Genomic DNA, 21033 nt, shown 5'->3' on the forward strand with positions numbered 1-21033 from the left:
GAGCAGGGTGGAGGGCGTCGCGCTGTTCCGACGCCCTGGCGCTCATTTGTCCGGGCGTTTGGGTTGTATAGTCTCTCTCATCGCTGGCCGCGGCTGTTTTTCGATTTCCATCTACACGAACAGCCCTTGCCTGAGCAGCCGATCGAGGTCGAGGCGATCTCCGGCGCCTGCATGCTGGTCAGTCGAAATGCCCTGGAAGATGTCGGGCCGCTCGATGCGGGCTATTTTCTGCATTGCGAGGATCTGGACTGGTGTATGCGCTTTCGCCGCAAGGGCTGGAAAATCCTGTTTGTACCGGATGCAAAGATCATCCATTATCGCGGCGTCTGCGGCCTAGGCAAACCCATCTTTGTTGCCTGGCATAAACACAGGGGCATGATTCGGTTCTACCGCAAGTTTTTCAAACACCAGTACCCTGGTGTGTTGATGTGGTTGGTGGGATTGGGAGTCTGGCTCAGATTTGGCGCGACGGCGCTCTATCATCTGCTGCACAGTGCCAGTTGCAAAGTGGGAAAACGGCGTGGCTGATAAGATATACGGTGTGATTGGCGCGACCAGTCTGGTCGGGGCGGCTCTGCTTCCCAGGTTGGTCGCGTCAAACTGCAGGGTTGCCGCCTTTTCCCGGCGCAAGCCAGAGAGCGAAAACCCAAACCTGCAGCCGGGTTCGCTGGTCTGGAACCCGAAAGGGGTGGAGATCACCCACTGGATCTCGCTGGCTCCGATCTGGGTGCTAGCGGAGCTGCTCCCCATGCTGGAGGCTCGGGGTGCGCGCAAGGTCGTTGTCTTGAGTACCACCAGCCTGTTCACCAAATCCCGCTCAGAGAGTCCAGCAGAACAGCGGCTTGTGGAAGGGATAAGGACCTCAGAAGCGATGTTGGCCGAGTGGGCCGGCAAACATGACATCGAATGGGTGGTGCTGCGACCGACACTGATCTATGGCCTGGGCAAAGATCGGAACATCTCCGAGATCGCCCGGATGATCAATCGGTTTGGTTTTTTTCCACTGTTGGGCGAAGGGGTGGGGCTGCGACAACCCATACACGCAGAAGATGTGGCTCAGGCCTGCCAGGCTGCGCTCGATCTGCCCGAAATAAAAAACCGGGCCTACAATATCTCTGGCAGCGAACAGCTTAGCTATAGAGAGATGGTGCTGAGGATCTTTCGCTGCATGGATAAACAGGAGCGGCTCGTCTCCATCCCCCGCTGGGCCTTCAAGATGGTTCTGCTGCTGTTGCGCAGGTTCAGGCGTTTCCAGGATTGGTCGGTCGCGATGGTTGATAGGATGAACCAGGATATGGTCTTCGACCATGCCGAGGCAGAGCAGGACATCGGCTTCAAACCCCGCCCGTTTCGCCTGGAAGTGGGCGATCTTCCATAGGGGCGGTACGTGTTTCGATCTGCGATCCGGTTCAATCAGCAACTGCTTGCGTTGACCTCCGCAGACGATAGAATATCCGCCGCTTAGCTCTAGCAGAGGCTTGCTCGTGCCTGGAGTGCAAGCGCGGCAGGGTGGGTACACCCGGAACACCGCAATCGAATAGCCAGCCAGGCTTCTTGGGGCCTGGCTTTTTTTCATGTGGCCTCTCGTATGGGCCACCACTGACAAGGAAAGAGACATGCCTGTCATCACCCTCCCGGACGGTTCCACCCGTAGATTCGACAACCCCGTCAGCGTCTACGAGGTGGCGGCCGACATCGGACCAGGCCTGGCAAAGGCGACCTTGGCTGGTCGGGTCAATGGAGAGCTGGTGGACGCCAGCTTCCTGATGGAAGCGGACAGTGAGCTGGCGATCATTACCAGTCGTGATGAGGCGGCGCTGGAGCTGATGCGCCACGACGCCGCGCATGTGATGGCCCAGGCGGTGCAGGAACTCTATCCGGGCACCCAGGTCACCATCGGTCCGGCCATCGAAAACGGCTTCTACTACGACTTCGCCCGCGAAGAGCCCTTTCACGCCGGACGATCTGAAGAAGATCGAGCAGCGCATGCACGAGATCGTCAAGCGCGATCTGCCACTGCAGCGTGAGGTGTGGGATCGAGCCGAGGCGATCAAAACATTTGCCGAGCTGGGTGAGGACTACAAGGTCGAGATCATCCAGGACATCATCCCCGAGGGTGAAGAGGTCTCCATCTATCGTCAAGGCGACTGGTTTGATGTCTGCCGCGGCCCGCATCTGCCGAGCACCGGCAAGCTCGGCAAGGGCTTCAAGCTGATGAAGGTGGCGGGCGCCTACTGGCGCGGCAACTCCGACAACGCGATGCTGCAGCGCATCTACGGTACCGCCTGGTGCGACAAGAAGGCGCTCAACGCCTATCTGCACCGGCTGGAGGAGGCGGAGAAGCGCGACCACCGTAAAATCGGCAAGGCGCAGGACCTGTTCCACACCCAGGAAGAGGCGCCGGGCATGGTCTTCTGGCACGACAAGGGCTGGAGCATCTACCTGAGCATCGAGCAGTACATCCGCGACAAGCTGCGCAACCACGGCTACCAAGAGGTGTGCACGCCTCAGGTGATCGACCGAAGCCTGTGGGAGAAGTCGGGTCACTGGGAGAAGTTCGGCGACATGATCTTCACCACTCATTCTGAGCACCGGGACTATGCGATCAAACCGATGAACTGCCCGGCCCACATCCAGATCTACAACCACGGACTGAAGAGCTACCGCGATCTGCCGCTGCGCCTGGCCGAGTTCGGCTCTTGCCACCGTAACGAGCCCTCCGGCACCCTGCATGGACTGATGCGGGTGCGCAACTTCGTGCAGGACGACGCCCATATCTTCTGCACCGAGGAGCAGATCCTCTCCGAGGTCTCCGACTTCATCGACCTGCTGTTCGAGGTCTACCGTGACTTCGGTTTCGAAGAGGTGCTGGTGAAGCTCTCCACCCGCCCGGAGCAGCGCGTCGGTTCCGACGAGCTCTGGGACAAGGCGGAGAAGTCTCTGGAAGACGCGCTCAACCACAAGGGGCTGGAGTTCGAGCTGCAGCCGGGGGAGGGCGCCTTCTACGGCCCCAAGATCGAATTCTCCCTGCGCGACTGCCTGGAGCGGGTCTGGCAGTTGGGCACGATCCAGCTCGACTTCTCCATGCCAGAGCGGCTTGGCGCCCACTATATCGCCGAAGACAATAGCAAGCAGGTGCCGGTGATGCTGCACCGGGCGGTGCTTGGCTCCCTGGAGCGATTCATCGGTATCCTCATCGAACACTACGCCGGCTCCATGCCATTGTGGCTCTCTCCGGTGCAGGTGGTGGTGATGAATATCACCGATCGCCAGGCCTAAATATGCGGAAAACAGCGTCAAAGCCCTGCGTGAAGCCGGTTTTCGTGTCGAATCGGACTTGAGAAACGAGAAGATTGGCTTTAAAATCCGCGAACACACGTTGATGCGAGTGCCCTATCTGCTGGTCGTCGGTGACAGGGAGATGGAACAGGGTAGCCTGGCCGTACGGACCCGTAAGGGTGAAGACCTCGGCAGCATGCCGCTGCAGGAGTTCATCGCGAAAATGGCTGCAGAGGTGGCCGAACGTGTGAATTAGGATAAAGCACCGCTGGGTCGGTGCTTTTCTGCTTTCGAGTGGTTGAAAAGCCTGAGTGGCCAACTCAACCATAGATCAAGGTAATGAGTCGCCTTGGTCGACCGGTTTTCGTCAGGTTTGTCTGACGAAACCAGTGGCACGCCAATGTGCCACAGGCAGGCCGTCGTAAGGCATCACGGCCTGTTTTGGAGCTGAACTTCTGCGGAGGAAGCGACTATCGCTGCACCAAAAAAGCATCGCCTGAATGACGAGATCAATGTACCCCAGATCAGACTGGTGGGTGCGGACGGCGAACAGTTAGGAATCGTTTCGTTGAGCGAGGCCAAAGCGGTGGCCGACGAGGCGGATATGGACTTGGTTGAGATCGTACCGAACGCGGAGCCTCCGGTCTGCCGCGTGATGGACTACGGCAAGTTTCTGTTCGATGTGAAGAAGCAGAAACAGGCGGCCAAGAAGAAGCAGAAGCAGGTGCAGGTTAAGGAAGTGAAGTTCCGACCAGGGACGGGTGCAGGGGATTACCAGGTAAAACTACGCAACCTGGTACGTTTCCTTAGTGATGGGGACAAGACCAAGGTAACCATGCGGTTCCGCGGTCGTGAGCACGCACATCGCGAGCTGGGGCTGGAACTCCTGCAGCGGGTGGAAGCCGATTTGGCCGAATATGGTCAGGTGGAGCAGAAACCGGCGATGGAAGGCCGCCAGATGGTGATGGTGCTGGGTCCCAAGAAAAAGTAACCAAAAAGGCAGGCCCAATAGTGGGATCCCGCCACAAATTGCGGAGTTGAAGCAATGCCAAAAATCAAGACCAATCGTGGTGCCGCGAAGCGGTTCAAGCGCACCGCATCCGGTTCGTTCAAACGGAACGCATCACATCGTCGTCATATCCTGACGAAGAAGAGCACCAAGCGGAAGCGCCATCTGCGTTCCCCAGGTACGTGCACAAGTCCGATGTGGCTGCCGCCCGTCGCATGATGCCTTACGCCTAACCTTTAACGAATCGGTACTGAAGAATGTCCAGAATCAAACGTGGTGTACAAGCACGCGCCCGCCATAAGAAGGTGCTTAAGGAAGCGAAGGGTTATTACGGTGCCCGTCGCAAGATCTATCGTGTCGCCAAGCAGGCGGTTATCAAGGCCGGCCAATACGCCTACCGCGACCGCCGCCAGAAGAAGCGCCAGTTCCGCGCTCTCTGGATCGCCCGAATCAACGCCGGTGCGCGTGAGTGCGGTCTCTCCTACAGCCGCATGATCGACGGCCTGAACAAGGCATTGGTCGAGATCGATCGCAAGATGTGGCCGACCTGGCGGTACACGACAAGCCGGCTTTTGCCGCGCTGGCAGAAAAGGCCAAGGCCGCTCTCTCCAGCTAAAGCCTGTCGTCGAGTGTGGGCGGCTGTCCGCATGCATAACGGCGTCTATAAAGGGGGAAGGCCTTTGGGCCTTTCCCCTTTTTTGTTTCCCTCTCGAGGATGATTACAGATGAAAGATTCTGTGCTGAATCTGCAACAGCTGATGGCGGACGCAGAGTGCGCAGTGGCCTCAGCCGATGACCTGACCGCTCTGGATGAAGTGCGCGTCAAATATCTTGGCAAGAGCGGCCTGCTGACCGACCAGTTGAAACAGCTGGGCAAGTTGCCAAAACAGGAGCGCCCGCAGGCGGGGCAGGCGATCAACCAGGCCAAGCAGGCGTTGCAGCGCGCTATCGAGACGCGCAAGGCGCTGCTTGAAGAACAGGCATTGGCAGCACGGCTCTCCTCTGAGCAGATCGATGTGACCCTGCCGGGGCGTGGCTTGGCAAAGGGCGGGCTGCATCCGGTTACCCGCACTCTGGAGCGGATCGAACGCCTCTTTGCCCATGCCGGCTTTGATGTGCACGAAGGCCCTGAGATCGAAGACGACTACCACAACTTCGAGGCGCTCAACATCCCGGCGCACCATCCGGCCCGGGCGATGCACGAACCTTCTATTTCGACGCCCACATGCTGCTGCGTACCCATACCTCGCCGGTGCAGATCCGCACCATGGAGAGTGGCACGCCACCGATGAAGATCATCGCGCCGGGGCGGGTCTACCGTTGCGACTCCGATCTAACTCATACCCCGATGTTTCACCAGGTGGAGGGCTTTCTGATCGATCGGGATGTCTCTTTTGCCGATCTCAAAGGGGTGATCTACGACTTTCTCAGCAGCTTCTTCGAGAAGGATCTGAAGGTGCGCTTTCGCCCCTCCTACTTCCCCTTCACCGAGCCCTCGGCGGAGGTCGATATGGAGTGTGTGATGTGTGGTGGTGAGGGCTGTCGGGTCTGCAGTCACACCGGCTGGCTGGAGGTGCTGGGCTGCGGCATGATCCATCCCGAGGTGTTTCGCCACGTTGGCATCGACAGCGAAGAGTACACCGGCTACGCCTTCGGCATGGGGGTGGAACGGCTCACCATGCTGCGCTACGGGGTCAACGACCTGCGGCTCTTCTTCGAAAATGACCTGCGGTTCTTGAAACAGTTTGCATAATAATTGGTCGCGAATGGACGCGAGTCACCGTTAATTTCCGCAAAAAATATTTGCGTTTTATTGCGGTGATGCGCGTCCATTCGCGGTTTGAAAACGATTCAATAAAACGGGCAGAAAAATGAAATTCAGTGAAGCCTGGTTGCGCGAGTGGGCCAACCCTGCGGTCGCCACCGAGGAGCTGGCCGAGCAGTTCAGCATGGCCGGTCTCGAGGTAGATTCGGTGGAGCCGGTGGCCCCCGCGTTCAGTGGTGTAGTGGTCGGCGAGGTACTCGCCATCGAGCCCCATCCGGATGCCAACAAGCTGCGTATCTGCAGCGTCAATGTGAATGCTGAAGAGCCGCTGCAGATCATCTGCGGCGCGGCCAATGTGGCCGAGGGGATGCGGGTGCCGGTGGCGGTAGTCGGTGCCCGCCTGCCCGGTGACTTCAAGATCAAGAAGGCCAAGCTGCGCGGTGTCCAATCCCTCGGCATGATCTGCTCCGCCAGTGAGTTGGGTCTGGCCGATAGCTCCGATGGCATTATGCCGCTGCCGGCGGATGCTCCGGTTGGCGATGATTTCCGCGACTGGCTGCAGCTCGACGACCAGACCATCGATATCGATCTGACCCCGGACCGGGGCGACTGCTGGGCATCGCCGGCATTGCCCGCGAGGTCGGCGTGATCAATCGTTGCCCGGTCACCCCGCCGCAGATCGACGAGGTGCCGGCGGTGATCGATGACCGCTTCGAGGTACAGCTGGAGGCCACAGAGGCCTGTCCACGCTACCTCTGTCGGGTGATCAAGGGCATCAATCCGACGGCCGAGACGCCGATCTGGATGCAGGAGCGGCTGCGTCGCAGCGGCATCCGCAGCCTCAGCCCGGTGGTGGATGTGACCAACTACGTGTTGTTGGAGCTGGGTCAGCCGATGCACGGCTTTGACCTCGGCCAGCTCAGTGCGCCGGTTCGGGTGCGCATGGCCGAGGTAGGCGAGAAGCTGACCCTGTTGGGTGGTCAGGAGATCGAGCTGAAGCCCGACACTCTGCTGATCGCCGATGCGAATCGTCCGCTGGCGCTGGCCGGCATCATGGGCGGCGAGGGCTCCGGGGTCAGCGCCGAGACCAGCGATATCCTGCTCGAGAGCGCTTTCTTCAGCCCCACCGCGATCATCGGCAAGGCGCGTGCCTATGGCCTGCATACCGACTCCTCGCACCGCTTCGAGCGCGGCGTCGATCCCCAGTTGCAGGCGCAGGCGATGCAGCGGGCCACCGCACTGCTGCTGGATATCGTCGGCGGCGAGGCGGGGCCGGTGGTGGAGGTCAGTGACGAGGAGAAGATCGAGGCGCGCCCGCAGATTCTGCTGCGCCATCAGCGCATTCAGCGTCTGCTTGGCATCGAGATTTCCACCGACGAGGTGGAGGATATCCTCAGCCGCCTAGAGATGCAGTTCTCCGTCGAAGAGGGGGGCTGGCTGGTTACTGCCCCCAGCTGTCGGTTTGATATCTCCATCGAGGCAGACCTGATCGAAGAGGTCGGGCGCATCTACGGTTATGCGCGCATCCCCACCCGGCGTGGTGCCTTTGGCATGGAGTTGCGTGGTCGAGCTGAGGCTGACTTCGATCTGCTGCGCGCTAAAGAGCTGCTGGTTTCACGGGATTATCAAGAGGTTATCACCTACTCTTTCATCAGCCCCGAGCTTCACAAGCAGCTCGATCCGGGGCGTGATGGGGTGCGTCTGGCGAATCCGATCTCGGCTGACATGTCGGTGATGCGCACTAGCCTTTGGCCGGGTCTGCTGCAGACCGCCCGCTACAATCTGTCGCGCCAGCAAGAGCGGGTACGCATCTTTGAGTCCGGTCTGCGCTTCCTCAAGAGCGCAAGCGAGATCGATCAGCGTCAGATGTTGGCGGGGCTGATCACCGGTCCGCAGTTATCGGAGCAGTGGGGCGGTGCAGCGCGTGCTGTCGATTTCTTCGATCTGAAGGCAGACCTGGAGGCGCTGTTTACCTTGACCGGGGCAGGGGCAGGATTTGCGTTCAGTGCTGCCGAGCACCCGGCGCTGCATCCAGGGCAGAGCGCCGCGATCGAGTTTGCTGGTCGGCAGATCGGTTGGATCGGTATGCTGCATCCTGCCCTGGAGCAGCAACTCGATCTGGATGGCAGTACCTATCTGTTCGAGGTCGAGCTGGAGGCGCTCAATGCGGGCCGCCTGCCGGCGTTTGCTCCGCTCTCCAAGTTTCCCTCGATCCGGCGCGACATTGCACTGCTGATGGATGCGGAAATCCCCTTCGACAGGGTTAAACGCTGCGTGCAAACGGCTGCCCCAGAAATTGTGAAGGACATCCGTCTTTTTGATGTCTATACTGGTGAGAAGGTAGATTCGGGGCGAAAAAGTCTCGCTTTGGGATTGATTTTACAGGAATCTTCCCACACTCTTACGGACGAGGAAGTGGATGCGGTGGTCGATGCTGTGCTCAAACGGTTAGCCGATGAGCTTGGCGCGAAGTTGAGAGAGTAGGGTATGTCACTGACCAAAGCTGATATGGCTGAAAGGCTCTTTGATGAGTTGGGCCTCAACAAACGTGAAGCCAAAGAGATGGTGGAGATGTTTTTTGAAGAGATCCGCCGTGCTCTTGAGGAAGGCAGTCAGGTGAAGCTCTCAGGCTTCGGAAATTTTGACCTGCGTGAGAAAAAGCAGCGTCCCGGTCGTAACCCAAAAACCGGAGAAGAGATCCCGATCTCCGCCCGCCGAGTGGTAACCTTCCGGCCGGGCCAGAAACTCAAGGCGCGAGTGGAAGCCTATGCTGGATCCCAACAGCAGTAACGTTGAACTGCCTGCGATCCCTGGCAAACGCTATTTCACCATCGGTGAAGTCAGCGATCTTTGCCAGGTGAAACCTCATGTGCTGCGCTATTGGGAGCAGGAGTTCCCCCAACTCAAACCAGTAAAACGGCGTGGAAACCGCCGCTATTATCAGCGCCACGATGTGCTGATGATCCGCCAGATCCGCAGCCTGCTCTACGAGCAGGGCTTCACGATCGGTGGCGCCCGACAGCAGATGTCAGGTGAGCATGCTAAGGATGACCACATCCAGAGTCAGCAGATCGTCAAGCAGTTGCGCATGGAACTTGAGGATCTACTTCAGATCCTCAAGAGGTAGTCTTTTACGATTGACAACAGCAGGGTAACTGCATAGTATTCCCCCTCCTTTGCGGAGCTGCTAATTTTCCCGCCAGATGGGAGGTGGATCCGCGGGGATCTGGAGCCAGGTCGATTGGCCTGTATCGCCAGAATCTCCGGGCGTAGCGCAGCTTGGTAGCGCACCACAATGGGGTTGTGGGGGTCGGATGTTCGAATCATCTCGCCCGGACCAGTTTTCTATAATACTTTCAGTGGGTTGCAGGGACGCAGCCAAGATAAAGAAAAGCGGTTGCGCAAACTTTGTGGCGCTGAGTTGGGAGCACGGCTCGATTTCCAACCGCCAGCATCTCCCTATCGTCCATTCATGCCCGTCCGATAGAGATTCGTGATGCTCTTGCGGGTGTGTTCTCGCAAGGTCTGAATCTGCTTCAGGCTCCATCTTTGTTTCTCCCGCAGGAACTCCTCGAGGCCTAGCAGTTCGTGAAATGCTGGCCTGGCGCTACACTGTCGAACGGGTCGGTGGCTTCTCTAGCTGCCATGAGGCCTTTGCTTATCTCCTTGCTCTTTCTGAGTCTCCAGGGTTTGTGATGGATGAGATAGGGGCAGGCGAGCGGGAGGCTTCGATGATCTCGGCATCAGCCCTCAGAGTAGGTTGATGTTCTTAGCGATCTTCATAACGCAGGGTTCTCGCAGCCCTCAGATTTAATGGCCGGGGGACGGTCGTTCAGAAAGAGCCAGAAAACATAACTCGAAGCTCTGTGTCATTCCCCAGTCCGAATCTGAAAAGCGCCAACTCTGGGAAGGTCGTCTCCGGCAGGCTTTGGTTTTTCTTATCCCGGGATTATGCTATTAAGAAATTAGGTTTATTAGTCCCATTTTGAGCAGACAGGACGGGCAGCAACAGTGTCGATCTATGCAGTGTTTCATATCTCGACCGAAGGGGTTGCTAAGAGGTGGGGAATACGCCAGCGTCAGGCTGTTGCAACATTTCTGGTCGCCGCCTCGCTGCTCTCCGCTTGCGCCACGGGCGATCCCGATCGGAATGCAAAATCCGGCGCTGCCATCGGCGCCATTGCCGGTGCGGTGGTTGGCCACCAGCTTGACGACAAGCACGGTAAAATTGTTGGTGCCGCGGTAGGTGCCTTTGCTGGAGCGATGGTCGGGGTTTATATGGACGAGCAGCAGCGTTCGTTCGAAAAGGAACTCGCCGAAGAGCGGGAGAAACAGGAACTCGCTATCCAGCGCTACGAAGACGATACTCTGAAATTGAACCTCAACAATGAGGTGTCATTCGCCTTCGACAGCGCGGCGATCAAACCAAGTTTTGAATCTACCCTGGAGAAGCTAGCCAGGATCCTGGTCAAATACAACCAGACCGTGGTGCATGTAGTGGGGCATGCAGATGATACGGGCACGGCGGAATATAATCAGCACTTGTCCGAGCGCCGGGCCGAAAATGTTGCCTATTTTCTTGAGGATCAGGGTGTGCCCGCTGCACGCATCCGGGTCGAGGGGCGGGGGAGATCGGAGCCACGGGCCTCTCATGAGACTGAGGGGGACCGCCAGCTCAACCGCCGGGTCGAGATCTACGTACGTCCCATAAAAAAAGGGCAGGAAGAACAGGCCTACGAGTCGCCGCGATATTGAGTGTAAGGGAATGCAGGAATCGGCTTGATGTTCCGATGGGCTCCTCGTTGCCGGGGGAGTCAAAACCGGTTTGGGCTAGCCACTAGGAAACTCTTGGGCGATAAACCGTGGTCTGTCCCCTATTGTCCTCGAGTTCAATGCGGATATTTAATATCATATCCATGCCTCATCAGTTCAGCTTGATAATCATCGAGCTTCTTTTTCCATTCCTTTCAGTACAGCCGAGCAAAGATCCTCTTTGTTATCATTGCTTATGAATCTTCAGGTACTTCTTGAGCGTCGATTTGCGACCCATAAGTTCATCATTAGCAAGCTTATCTAATCGTTTTACTGCAGCATTGCTAGCTTCTTTCCATGCTTTGTGTCCAACGTTTTTCTTCTTCGCCAAGAAAGGCAAAGCAGTCAGCGTACGCTCCCGTTTTTTCTTTTGCTCGCTTTAGATATCTGTTGGAAGATGAAGGGATGGTTTCGTCAAATGCCCATGCCGTGATTGTATAGGCAACTGCGCGAAATCCATATAGACGGTCTCCTGCTTCCCATGCATTTATCCAATTAATAATATTAATGATCAGGTTAAGGACGAGAACAGCCACTGATATGCCTGTGGCAGTATGTGCTAATGTGGTTCCAGGGCCGATGAGGGCTGCAATTGGCTGGAATGATAAAATGTTGTCGGTCAACCCTAAAGCATCTCCAATTTTTGATAATACATTTACTCTGTTGATCTGAATCAACAAAGGGTTGGGCCAATAAATTGCTTTCATTCGCAGCCAAGCTGGATTGGTGTAATTCCACACGCAGTGTTTTACCCACTCTTTCTGTCAAGAATCTCATTTACAACTCACCAATCTCTTTTATCAGCAAGCGAGGCACTTGTTTGCGCAAAGAAGCGGGCAGGGCTTTGAAGGCGTTTTCCGCGGCAGATTTGGTCGTGAAGAGCCCGTAGAGGATCCGGTAGTTGAAGCCTGTCTCGTTTGAGCTGACCAGCTTGAGGGGAAGGTCAGGGTGGTGTTCGACGAGCTCTCCCAGCCTGTCCAGCCGTTTGAGGCTAAAGAGCTGCACCGTATAGTGCTGCTTATCCTGGCGTGACAGCCACCAGTCGCCCCATTTTTCCAGGTTTGCCTGATCGGGCTTGAGATAGATGTCCCGCACGACGCGAAAGCCGGTGTAGCGGTTGGCCCTGGTCTGGGGTAAGGATGACCTGGCGGATGAGCGCAAGGACCCGGCGGTTTCATTGTAGCCGCCCCCGCGCACGACGCGCCGGTCTGAACTCTGGTCGAAATGGGGACTGCCGTCGGCGGGGGCGCCGGCGTGATCGTCATGCCAGTTGTCCAGGACCCACTCTTGGACGTTACCGGCCATGTGGAACAGGCTGAAGGCGTTGGGATTGGTGCGTTGCGGCTTGCTGGCTTGCGGTGCGTCCTCACCACCGTGACGGGCATAGTGAGCATAACTGCCGAGGTCGGCCTCGGCTACGGGATAGGGGCCGGTGCTGCCTGCCCGTGCGGCATATTCCCACTCCGCCTCGGTAGGCAGGCGGTAGCCCTTGCCCGTCTGCTTTGCGAGCCAGGTAGTGTAACGTTGGGCATCGTCCCAGCTTACGTTGACCACCGGAAGGTCAGCGCGATTCCATGGCTGCTCAGGGCAGACCGTGCCACTCTCCCGGCAGAAGCGGGCATACTCCCGGTAGCTGATCTCATGGGTGGCGATGGCGAAGGGGTAGGCGATATTGACCAGGTGTACCGGCTGTTCTTGGGGTTCGCTGTCGCTGCCCATGACAAACAGTCCCCCAGGCAGCACAGTGAGCCACGGCCCCCGCTCACCAGTCTGGAGGCTGTCTTGACACTGAACCTGGTTAGGGCTGGTAAAGCGCGGCCGGCAACCTCGGGGAACAGGGACCTCCACGCTGGATCGTTGCTTGCGCGAGGTGGGCGTCCTCGGCTGAGTTTCAATTTTTTGTTGCACCGACTCTTTGGCTAAGGTTTGTTTAATCGGGGCTTTAGTCGACGCTGCCGCCTTTGGTTTCGGCGCTGCAGCGGTTACTGGTCTGGATGGTGCTGTTGGGGACGGTGCGGGTGTCTTGTGGTTGACGGGCCGTTCGGTTGGGGCTGGAAGCGGGCGGGATTTTACCTCAGGCGCAGAAGCGGAGGGGAGCGTGTTTTTCTCGGTAGTGTTTTGCAACTCCAGCCGGTGGCCGAAATCCACCAGCGATTTTACGATCTCTCCATTGCTGCCTGCAGCCAGTCCGCGCTCCTCCTCAAGCCGTGACCGGAAATCGGTTTCCAGGACGCGGAACCATCGTGAGGATTTTGCCTCCGCCTGAGCTTGCGCTCCCCGGCTTTGCCACTCCTGCAGAAGCTGCTCCTGGCTCTCCTTACTCCAGTCGCCTGCCTGCACGAACCCCCGTAACACCGTTGCCAGTGCGGCCCCTGTTTCTGGAATTACGGGTGGCGGGGGCGATTCGACCATGGGTGTAGGAGGTTGCGTTTCAGGTGGCACAGCAGGTGCTGGTGCGAGCGGTTCGTCCTTCGCCGTGAAGAGGAGAAACAATCCGGCCCCCGCCACCAGTAACAGACCACCGGCAGCGGCGGCGAGGGGGAGGATGGAATGGGTTGCGGAGGCGGATGCCGGTGTATTTGAAGCCGGTGCCGCCTTGTCCGATGGTGACAGGGCATCCAGCAACCCGGCACGCCGAGTGCGGTAGCTCTCCCGGTCGATACGGCCCTCAGCGAACTCCCGTGCCAGTTGCCGCAATCTGATTTGGGGCTGCGTGTTGCTCATGGCCTACCCTTTGATCTCACGCAGAAGCCGGAATCCGGTGATCTGCTCGGCAGCGCCTCCGTGCTGTTGGTTGAGTTTAATACTGCAGGTGGCTGCCGGTGAGTTGTAGTGACCGCCCATGACCTTGCTACCGTTTGGGCCGATCACCCACTCCTGCAGGTTGCCCACATAATTGAACAGACCCCAGGTGTTCTGCGGTGCCACATTGACCTCGATGGGTGCGCCACCCTTGACCACCGAACCACCGCTGAGCAGCAGGCAATTGAAATCTGAGCCGGCAGGTTGACGCCCTTTAGCCCTGGCGGCGTGCAGCCATTCCTCCTCTCGTGGCAGCCGGTAGTTATGACCGGTCTTTTTGCTCAGCCACTCGGCGTAGGCCTGGGCCGTCTGCAGTGAGATGTTGTTCAAAGGCAGCTTGGTGTTTTTCCCTGAGAGGGGTTTACACTTGCTGCTCAACCGACAATAGGTATTGTAGTCACCGACGGAGATCTCGTAGCGACCGATGGCGTAGGGCGTGGCGCTCCCCCCACCCGCGGGCACCACTACCATGATGGGCCCCCGTTGTTTCCCATTCAGCAGATCGTAGCAACGGAACTTGCTGCTGCGCTTGCCATAACCGGCGTATTTTGGATTGCAGCGGTCCTTGGAAGAGGGGGGGCGCAACTCCTTCAGTTTTTTCCTGAAGATGGCATGGTCGTTCCAGAGTTTGATGGCCTGTTCCACCTTGGTGATGGCCTGTTTGCGATCCTTTGCCTTCAGTGCAGTCTTGTGTTCGGAAAAGGTTCTTTTCGCCTGTTCCAAGCGCGCTTTCAGGGAGTTACCGAGGCGCGCCAGATCAGGGTGACCCGACTCCTTCTCCTTTGCCTCCTGCAGCAGCTTGAGGGCCTCGTTGAGACGCCCTGCCTCGACCGCCTCTATACCACGTGCAGCAATAACCGACGGCTTCGGTGGCTCGGCGACGGAAACTTTTGTCAATGCCCGGTTATCGGGAAAGAGTTGTCTGGCGACGACGAGTAGGGAAGCGGCAATCGCTGGATCCCTTGCGGTTTCAACACGCTTGATGAGCAGTGCGGCATATTTTTCCTCGGCCACGGGGTACTGCTCGGGATATTCCTGTTGCAACTGCTGTAACTCGGCATCGAGTGCGCGAAGTTTGTTGGGTGGCCGTTTCTTCAGCGCCTGGCCAACCTTTTTAAACGCGGTCTTGCGCTGGAAATCTCTCAGCTTTTCGGTAAGTTCCGGCATTTCCGGGGCAATCTCCAGACCGTGGCGAACCAGTTTGATGGCCGCGGTAAAGTCATCTCTCTTGGCCCGTCTCTGTGCCAGACGGAGATAGGCCTTGCCAATGGCCTCGGGCCCGGTGACCTGAAGGAAAGGGTCATTTGCCGGTAACTCCTGCTGCAACTCCTGCAATGTCTTGTGGGCCTGGGTAACGTCATTTGCCTTGGCCTGGGTGAGCAGGGACTGTTTGGTGCCCTCTACTCGAGCCAGCTGGATGCGTTCCCTGTTCTCCCGCTCCCAGGCTGACTCCGCCTTGGTCAGCGCCAAGTGTTCCGCCTTGAAACGATCCGCCATGGCCGGGGCAAAGCGTTCGCTCTGGCTCAGCAGGGTGCCGGCTCTTGTGAACTGGCCCGCATCACGCTCCTTTCCGGCCTGCTGTAGGTAGAGCCGGGCGATCTCATTCTTCTGTTTGCCGAGCCAGGGGTCATCCGCCGTAATCAGGTTTTGAAGACCTTTCAGCGCCGTCTCCAGTTCCTGTTCCCAGGAGGCGGTGAACCGTGCTCCAGCGGTCAACCGTTCGATGCCCCGTTTGCGCTCGGCGATCTCCTCAGCCAGCAGTTCCGGGGCGCGTTTGCCGCCGAGCAGACGTTTCTGCTGTATCCGCATGTAATCGCCAGAGAGTTGGCCGGCGAACTGCTTCAACAGGGTATTGGCGCTGCTCCACTTCTCCTGTGCGATCAGCGGTTCCAGCTGCGGCTGAAGTAACTTGCGCAAACCGGCTTCAGCCTGGCTGAGCAGCGGGTCGTCAGGTTGGATCATGCGCAGCTGTTTGAGCTGTTCGTCCAGTTCCCGATAGCCATTGAGCGTATCGATGCCGGGCAGCCTCTGTTTGAGATCCCGATGCAGGTCGGCCAACAAGCTCTGGGCCTCTTCTTTGTTGCGCAGCAGGCGGACCCGGGCCGCCAGATTCTCCAGCGCCACGTCATCAGGGAACTGTTTCAGGCCTGTTTCCGCCAGGCTGGCGGCCCGGTCCACGTCATTTTTCGCCAACAGGCGGTTGGCCTGCTGGCTATAGGCATTGGCGAGACGTGGGTCGGTGAGCAGCGGATGTTCGGGGCTGATCTGGCGCAGGATTCCGAGAACATCTGCCATATCATCCATTACCGGATCGGGCAGCAGACGGCCGGCGCTCAGGTTTTCGTTGAAACGGCTATCCAGGCGATTGAGCAGATCGTTGCGGGCATCCTCCATACGCTGGGTGGTGCGGAAGATCTGGATTGAGTCGGGGTAGAGGGTGCTGGCTAGGGTCATCTGCCGTTCTGCGGCGGCATAGTCGTAGCTTCCCTCCTGGGGGGCGAAGGCATCATCAGCCAGATTGATGTAGTAGGTGAGGAGTGCCTCACGGGCGCTGGCGATCACCTCGCGCTTCTGATTGGGAGGGAGTTCCTGTGTAACTTGCAGACCTTCCTGGACCTGTTTCGGGGTGCCTTGGTTGATGATGCCGATGAGGCGGGCTACGGCCTTGGCGGACAACAACCGCCGGGATTCGGGGCGGAGTTCGGTGGCGTCTTCCAGCAGCTGGGGGATTCGGGCCAGGGTGGAGCCTTCGATCTGTGTCGCCAGTTCGGTTGTGCGCTGCTTCTCCAGGTAATCGGGCACCAACAGCCAGCCCAGCAGCCCGGCACCTATGGCGGAGAGCCCGGCGATCAGCGGCAGCCGGGATTTCTTCGGGGTCAATTCGTCGAGAAACTGCTCGACGTTGGGGGTGCGGTCTTCGCGTTGGAAGGCCAGCCCCCGCTGCAGCCCTTTCCACTGGCGCCGGGTCAGGCCCTTGACCCGTTTCGGGCGTAACCCCTTGCTTTGCGCCTCGGTGGGGGCTTGCGGCCGAAGGGGCGGCCGCCGGTGAAGAGTTCGTAGGCGACGATGGCCAGGGCATAGATGTCGTCCCGGGGATCGGGGTCCTGGCCCTCCAGCATTCCCAGGCTGGCGTAGGTGGGGGTGAGGGCGCCGAGGGTGCCGGCGTCGAAGGCGGTGACATCGCTGCCGGCCTGGGGGATCTTCGGCTTGGCCGCCCGGGCGATGCCGAAATCGAAGACCTTGACCTCGCCATCCCGGGTGAGGAAGACGTTGCCGGGTTTGAAGTCGGAGTGGATGATGCCCGGTTTGTGATTGTGGGCGGCCGCCAGCGCCAGCCCCATCTGGGTGATCAGTTTCAGCGCCTGCTCCGGTGGCATGCCGGTGCCGCGCAGCTTCTTGATTATCTTGTCGAGGGGGCTGCCCTCGAGGAACTCCATGGCGATGAAGTAGTTACCATGTTCGTCCTTGTCGAAGTCGAAAATGCCGATGACGTTGGGGTGTTTCAGGTCCTGGGCCTTGCGCGCCTCCCGCTGCAGCGCCATCAGGGAGGCGGCGTGCTGTTTGAAACTCTCGTTCAGCAGCTTGAGGGCAACGTAGGGGTTACGATCCTTTGCCTCGACCTTGCGTTGGTCTAGGGCCTTGAAGACCACGCCCATACCGCCGCGACCGATCTCCTCCACCAGTTCAAAACGTTGTTTGAGGGTGTCGCCTACTGCGGGCTCGTGACTGATCCGATGCGATGAGGTGGTGGTCCCCATCCCGCTGGTATCGGCCCAGGAGGAGCCGTTGGAGGTCTGGGAGGGTGTCATGGGCGGTGCAGTACGCCTGCTGGCAACCCGGGTGGCCTCGTCGCCGAGAGGGGGGCGAGGTGTCGGACCGCTGGCGATGCGCGTTGCTTCGTCGTCGATCACGGGTTCCTTGCCGGGGCCTGCGACTACCCGGGTTGCATTGTCACTGCCGGTGATACGGGTGCTGCCGTCCCGAGGGGGCTCCTCGTCAACCCCGGGGGGAAGCACCGGAGTTTCCGCTTTGGCGGGGGCTGGCATCTCGATCCGGGCCAGCAGCATGGCGTGGATTTGGGGTGGCAGGTGGCCGGCGCGAAAGCCTTCGTCTACCGCCTCAATCAGTTCGGGAATCTGTTGCGGGGCTTCTTCGGCGATCCGGGACAATCGCTCGATCAACTCGTCGGCGTCAATGGCGCCTTGACTGAGCCCGTTCAACAGGATCCTGAAATCCGTCATATTTGTTCGGGCGGCCCCGCATCGGCTCGGGCTACCACCACGGTGACGTTGTCTCTAGCCCCACGGTCTAGGGCGAGGTCGATGAGCCGGTGGCAGTAGTTCTCGGGGGGCAACTGCATGGCCAGAATCTCCCCGATCTCCCGGTCCGCCACCTCCTTGTTGAGGCCGTCACTGCAGAGCAGGTAGAGGTCGCCCGGTTCGACCTGGGTATCGCCCATGTCGACATAGAGCTCTTCTACCGCCCCCACCGCCCGGGTGACCACGTTGGAGGCGGGGTGGTTCTCCGCGTCTTCCCGCAGCAGCAGGCCCCCTGCCACCAGCTCCTTCCACCTGGGTGTGATCCTGGGTCAGTTGGGTCAGTTCGCCATCGCGAAAACGGTAGGCGCGGCTGTCGCCGGCCCAGAGCAGCAACAGGTGGGCGGCATGGGCCAGCATCACCACAACCGTGGCGCCGATAGTCACGTTGCCGCCGCGGTGAGCGGCCTCCGTCAACAGTTGATGGTTGATGTCGAGCAGGGTCTCTTCCAGCAGATCCACCTTCTTGCTCAGGACTCCCGGCAGGTGCAGTTGCTGCATTCGCTCCACGATCATGCCGCTGGCCATGTCGCCTGAACTGTGTCCCCCCATGCCAGTCTGCCACCACCCAGAGGCCCGATTCGTTTCGGTCGAGGTAGGCATCCTCATTCAGTTTGCGGACCTTGCCGACGTGGCTCAATGCGGCGGAATCCCAATGTATGGTGGACGTTCCGTTCATTTTGCTTCCGTTTCTGCTGGTTCACTGATGTCCGGTTTACTCCCGTTTTCACTCACTGGCGTGGGAGAGGGGGAGAGGGGGACCCGGTACTGGCCCCAGTTCCAGTTGACCCAGTTGCCGTCGAGCAGGGCGGCAAAGCCCTCAATCGGCGGCAGCCCCTCGGTGACCAGCAGGGAGGGACGAACCCGTTCCGAGCCCTCGCTCCACCAGAGGCTGTAGGCGGGAAAGGCCCGTTCTAAAAGGGTCTGGTTCAGGGCGGCGGTCACCGGGGAGACGGATTCGAGAGAGGGAAGTTCGAACTGCCAGGCCGACCGACCCATGCCACCGACGCTGACTGCCCCAGGACGAGGGGGGATCACCGGTGGCGGCAGATCGATCAGGGCCTGATCGAAACCCTCCAGGGGGATCTCTTCCGCCAGCGAGCCCAGTGCCAGCTCCTCGCAGCGTGAAAACCACCGGCTGTCGTCATGCAGCAGGGCGGTCAGATTGCCACCTGATTCTAGCGGGGCTGCCACTGTGAGGGGGAAGTAGCGTCCGACACGGTCCACGCTGGGCATCAGGATGCCGCACCAGGCGGCCTCGCCGCATAATCCGGTCGAGAGGGCGAAGCGCCAGATTGGGCTGGTGAGGTAGATGTCGAGCCAGCTCTCACCAAGTTGCTCAATCAGCGCTCTGAATTGAAGTATCTGATGATAGATCGGTTGCGTTATCTGAATATGCTTACTTATTTCGATTGCAGCCGTTTTTCAAAAGCTGGAGCTCCCTGTGCTTGGGGACCGCCCGCAGGCCCTGATTGAGCATGGTTTGTGCTGCTGAATTATCTCCCTGTTCCATGGCCTGCCTGGCCTGGTTCGTAAAATGGGTGGCCACCTGATCCAGGCCGTTCCGGGCCTTCCGGTTTCCGGGGTCCATCTCGAGGACCGCCTGATAGGCCTCTACCGCATTGCTGCCTTTCGGTTCCAGATAGCGACCGACCATCCGGTGAAGCTCGGCTACCTCCAGGATGCGTTCTACCTTGGCCCGAGTTTCAGCATCGAGTTCCTTGGGCCTGGGTTTAGCCTCGGCCGTTGGTGTTTCATCGGGCTCCAACAGCTCCCCTGGGATCGTTGCAGCCGGCCTTGTTTCTGCCGGTTGTTCGACCACCAGTGTTGGTCGGGGTGAACTCTTCGGCCTGTCCGTCCCCCCGTCTATCCAGAGATAGATTCCGACCCCCACAACTGCCAGCAACAGGGGGACACCCGCTGCCAACCCCCACCACTTGAGGTTGGCGTCGTTTCCACCCTTCAGCTCCCGTAGAAACTGCTCAAGATCAGGGGTGCGCTCACCGCGTTCGAAGGCCAGGGCATGGACCAGTGCCTGATTCTGTCGGTGGCTGAGTCCGGAGATGGGTTTGGGTATTAATTTTCGACCGCGGGCTTGGTTAGCCGGCAACTTGTCGAAGGGGTGGCGTCCGGTGAGCAGTTCATAGCTGACGCAGCCGAGGGCGTAGATATCGTCCCGCGGATCGGGGGCCGCCTGGTCGAACATCTCGCAACTGGCGTATGCCGGAGTGAGGGCCTCCCATTTGGCGGGATCGAAGACGGTNGGTCGCCAGAGTTCTGTCCTGGGGGGTTAAAGGCGCGGGCGATGCCGAAGTCGAGTACCTTGATCTCTCCGTTCTGCAGGATGAAGGCGTTACCCGGCTTGAAGTCGGCATGCACGATATCCTTTCTATGGGCGTAGGCCAGACCCTGAGCCATCCCCTCGATGATCGGTAGGGCCTTCTCCAGGGGCAGACCGCTGGGCCGGATTCGCTTGATCAGGTGCTCCACCGACTCGCCTTGCATCAGTTCCATGGTCATGTAGACCCTGTCACCATCCCGGTCGAAATCATAGACCGTGGCCACGTTGGGATGAGCTAGGCGTTGGGCCTTCTTGGCCTCCGCTGCAGAGCGATAAAGGCATCAGGATTCTGCTGCACCGCTTCGTTGAGCACCTTGATGGCGACGTAAGGATCCCGGTCCCTCGCCTCTTCCTTACGCAGGTCCTTTGCCAGGTAGACCACGCCCATGCCGCCGCGGCCGATCTCATCCTCCAGCACGAAACGCCCGTTGAGGATGTCGCCCACCAGCGGGCGACTTGCGTGGCCTGAGGAGAGGGGTGGTGCAGAGGAGGCTTGTGTTTGAGCAACGCGGGAGGGAGATGGCACTGGGGTACCGACGATACGAGTTGCCTGGTTAGAAATCGGGCCGGATGGCCCGTTCCCCGATCCGAACGGATACGAGTTTCCCCACCCGCTGCATCCTCCGCGGATTCCGTATATTGAGCGAGACGGGCACGCAGGGAGGTGACGATCTGGGCCGGGATCCGGTTACTGCGCTGCAACTCGTCC

16 protein-coding genes, 1 tRNA gene and 6 pseudogenes are annotated in these 21033 nt (G+C 59.2%); 13 read left to right on the top strand and 10 right to left on the bottom strand.

Annotated elements, in window-relative coordinates; all coding sequences use genetic code 11:
• The 13 genes and pseudogenes from RIFP1SYM_RS11090 to RIFP1SYM_RS11140 all read left to right on the top strand — a co-directional run.
• Positions 1 to 528 (top strand): glycosyltransferase family 2 protein (locus tag RIFP1SYM_RS11090; protein WP_039960352.1); only part of this gene is annotated, 528 nt, incomplete at its 5' end.
• Positions 521 to 1378: an NAD-dependent epimerase/dehydratase family protein gene (locus tag RIFP1SYM_RS11095; protein WP_039960350.1), complete on the top strand. Its 858-nt coding sequence runs from the start codon at positions 521 to 523 to the stop codon at positions 1376 to 1378. The genes RIFP1SYM_RS11090 and RIFP1SYM_RS11095, both read left to right, overlap by 8 nt.
• Positions 1379 to 1616: 238 nt before the next feature.
• Positions 1617 to 3535: pseudogene (thrS, locus tag RIFP1SYM_RS11100) on the top strand (threonine--tRNA ligase).
• Between the two features lie 216 nt (positions 3536 to 3751).
• Complete coding sequence (infC, locus tag RIFP1SYM_RS11105; RefSeq protein ID WP_039960351.1) at positions 3752 to 4270, top strand: translation initiation factor IF-3; 519 nt, start codon at positions 3752 to 3754, stop codon at positions 4268 to 4270.
• 54 nt (positions 4271 to 4324) lie between these two features.
• Positions 4325 to 4521: pseudogene (rpmI, locus tag RIFP1SYM_RS17005) on the top strand (50S ribosomal protein L35).
• Positions 4522 to 4545: 24 nt separating this feature from the next.
• Positions 4546 to 4904: pseudogene (gene rplT / locus RIFP1SYM_RS11110) on the top strand (50S ribosomal protein L20).
• 142 nt (positions 4905 to 5046) lie between these two features.
• Positions 5047 to 6041 (top strand): annotated as a pseudogene (pheS, locus tag RIFP1SYM_RS11115) (phenylalanine--tRNA ligase subunit alpha).
• Positions 6042 to 6159: 118 nt separating this feature from the next.
• Positions 6160 to 6702 (top strand): YtpR family tRNA-binding protein, encoded by a 543-nt coding sequence (ytpR, locus tag RIFP1SYM_RS18790; protein ID WP_005964437.1) that lies wholly within the window; start codon positions 6160 to 6162, stop codon positions 6700 to 6702.
• Entirely contained in the window at positions 6699 to 8537 is a 1839-nt protein-coding gene (gene pheT / locus RIFP1SYM_RS11120) for a phenylalanine--tRNA ligase subunit beta (RefSeq protein WP_005964440.1), read from the top strand. Before ytpR ends, pheT begins: the two co-directional genes overlap by 4 nt.
• 3 nt (positions 8538 to 8540) lie before the next feature.
• Positions 8541 to 8843 (top strand): integration host factor subunit alpha, encoded by a 303-nt coding sequence (gene ihfA, locus RIFP1SYM_RS11125; RefSeq protein WP_005964443.1) that lies wholly within the window; start codon positions 8541 to 8543, stop codon positions 8841 to 8843.
• Complete coding sequence (locus RIFP1SYM_RS11130; RefSeq protein ID WP_005964446.1) at positions 8821 to 9180, top strand: MerR family transcriptional regulator; 360 nt, start codon at positions 8821 to 8823, stop codon at positions 9178 to 9180. Before ihfA ends, RIFP1SYM_RS11130 begins: the two co-directional genes overlap by 23 nt.
• Before the next feature lie 136 nt (positions 9181 to 9316).
• Positions 9317 to 9393 (top strand) — tRNA-Pro (locus tag RIFP1SYM_RS11135).
• Positions 9394 to 10121: 728 nt separating this feature from the next.
• Positions 10122 to 10808 carry a YiaD family glycine zipper/OmpA-like lipoprotein gene (locus RIFP1SYM_RS11140; protein ID WP_476756442.1) on the top strand — a complete coding sequence of 229 codons (687 nt, stop codon included), beginning with the start codon at positions 10122 to 10124 and terminating at the stop codon, positions 10806 to 10808.
• A 341-nt stretch (positions 10809 to 11149) separates the two neighbouring features.
• Here the strand turns inward: RIFP1SYM_RS11140 and RIFP1SYM_RS17510 are convergent, their stop codons facing one another.
• The 10 genes and pseudogenes from RIFP1SYM_RS17510 to RIFP1SYM_RS16500 all read right to left on the bottom strand — a co-directional run bounded on the left by RIFP1SYM_RS17510 (position 11150) and on the right by RIFP1SYM_RS16500 (position 20769).
• A complete protein-coding gene (locus tag RIFP1SYM_RS17510) occupies positions 11150 to 11572 on the bottom strand; it encodes a hypothetical protein (RefSeq protein ID WP_139042127.1) in 423 nt (140 codons plus the stop codon).
• Positions 11573 to 11642: 70 nt separating this feature from the next.
• Entirely contained in the window at positions 11643 to 13589 is a 1947-nt protein-coding gene (locus RIFP1SYM_RS11145) for a formylglycine-generating enzyme family protein (protein ID WP_139042128.1), read from the bottom strand.
• Between the two features lie 3 nt (positions 13590 to 13592).
• Positions 13593 to 16547 (bottom strand): formylglycine-generating enzyme family protein, encoded by a 2955-nt coding sequence (locus tag RIFP1SYM_RS11150; protein WP_005964459.1) that lies wholly within the window; start codon positions 16545 to 16547, stop codon positions 13593 to 13595.
• A gap of 86 nt (positions 16548 to 16633) precedes the next feature.
• Positions 16634 to 17887 (bottom strand): serine/threonine-protein kinase, encoded by a 1254-nt coding sequence (locus RIFP1SYM_RS16490; RefSeq protein ID WP_240992090.1) that lies wholly within the window; start codon positions 17885 to 17887, stop codon positions 16634 to 16636.
• Positions 17888 to 17904: 17 nt separating this feature from the next.
• Positions 17905 to 18225 (bottom strand): peptidase, encoded by a 321-nt coding sequence (locus tag RIFP1SYM_RS18795; RefSeq protein WP_005964465.1) that lies wholly within the window; start codon positions 18223 to 18225, stop codon positions 17905 to 17907.
• Positions 18226 to 18301: 76 nt separating this feature from the next.
• A pseudogene (locus RIFP1SYM_RS18800) lies at positions 18302 to 18592 on the bottom strand (hypothetical protein); the annotation flags it as partial.
• Positions 18593 to 18658: 66 nt separating this feature from the next.
• Positions 18659 to 19396 carry a type VI secretion system-associated protein TagF gene (tagF, locus tag RIFP1SYM_RS11160; protein ID WP_338063173.1) on the bottom strand — a complete coding sequence of 246 codons (738 nt, stop codon included), beginning with the start codon at positions 19394 to 19396 and terminating at the stop codon, positions 18659 to 18661.
• Positions 19383 to 20189 (bottom strand): hypothetical protein, encoded by an 807-nt coding sequence (locus RIFP1SYM_RS19135; RefSeq protein ID WP_005964471.1) that lies wholly within the window; start codon positions 20187 to 20189, stop codon positions 19383 to 19385. The genes tagF and RIFP1SYM_RS19135 overlap by 14 nt, the downstream gene beginning before the upstream one ends.
• A gap of 95 nt (positions 20190 to 20284) precedes the next feature.
• Positions 20285 to 20548: pseudogene (locus tag RIFP1SYM_RS19140) on the bottom strand (protein kinase domain-containing protein); the annotation flags it as partial.
• A gap of 11 nt (positions 20549 to 20559) precedes the next feature.
• A complete protein-coding gene (locus tag RIFP1SYM_RS16500; RefSeq protein WP_050798756.1) occupies positions 20560 to 20769 on the bottom strand; it encodes a hypothetical protein in 210 nt (69 codons plus the stop codon).
• Positions 20770 to 21033: the final 264 nt, after the last annotated feature.

It is taken from the genome of endosymbiont of Riftia pachyptila (vent Ph05) (genome assembly GCF_000224455.1).
Classification (GTDB): Bacteria; Pseudomonadota; Gammaproteobacteria; order Chromatiales; family Chromatiaceae; genus Endoriftia; species Endoriftia persephonae.

Coding starts and splice junctions, on each gene's coding strand:
- RIFP1SYM_RS19135 (WP_005964471.1), bottom strand. CDS start 20,189: ATGTTCGACCAGGCGGCCCCCGATCCGCGGGACGATATCTACGCCCTC.
- RIFP1SYM_RS11130 (WP_005964446.1), top strand. CDS start 8,821: ATGCTGGATCCCAACAGCAGTAACGTTGAACTGCCTGCGATCCCTGGC.
- RIFP1SYM_RS17510 (WP_139042127.1), bottom strand. CDS start 11,572: ATGAAAGCAATTTATTGGCCCAACCCTTTGTTGATTCAGATCAACAGA.
- RIFP1SYM_RS11145 (WP_139042128.1), bottom strand. CDS start 13,589: ATGAGCAACACGCAGCCCCAAATCAGATTGCGGCAACTGGCACGGGAG.
- ytpR (WP_005964437.1), top strand. CDS start 6,160: ATGAAATTCAGTGAAGCCTGGTTGCGCGAGTGGGCCAACCCTGCGGTC.
- ihfA (WP_005964443.1), top strand. CDS start 8,541: ATGTCACTGACCAAAGCTGATATGGCTGAAAGGCTCTTTGATGAGTTG.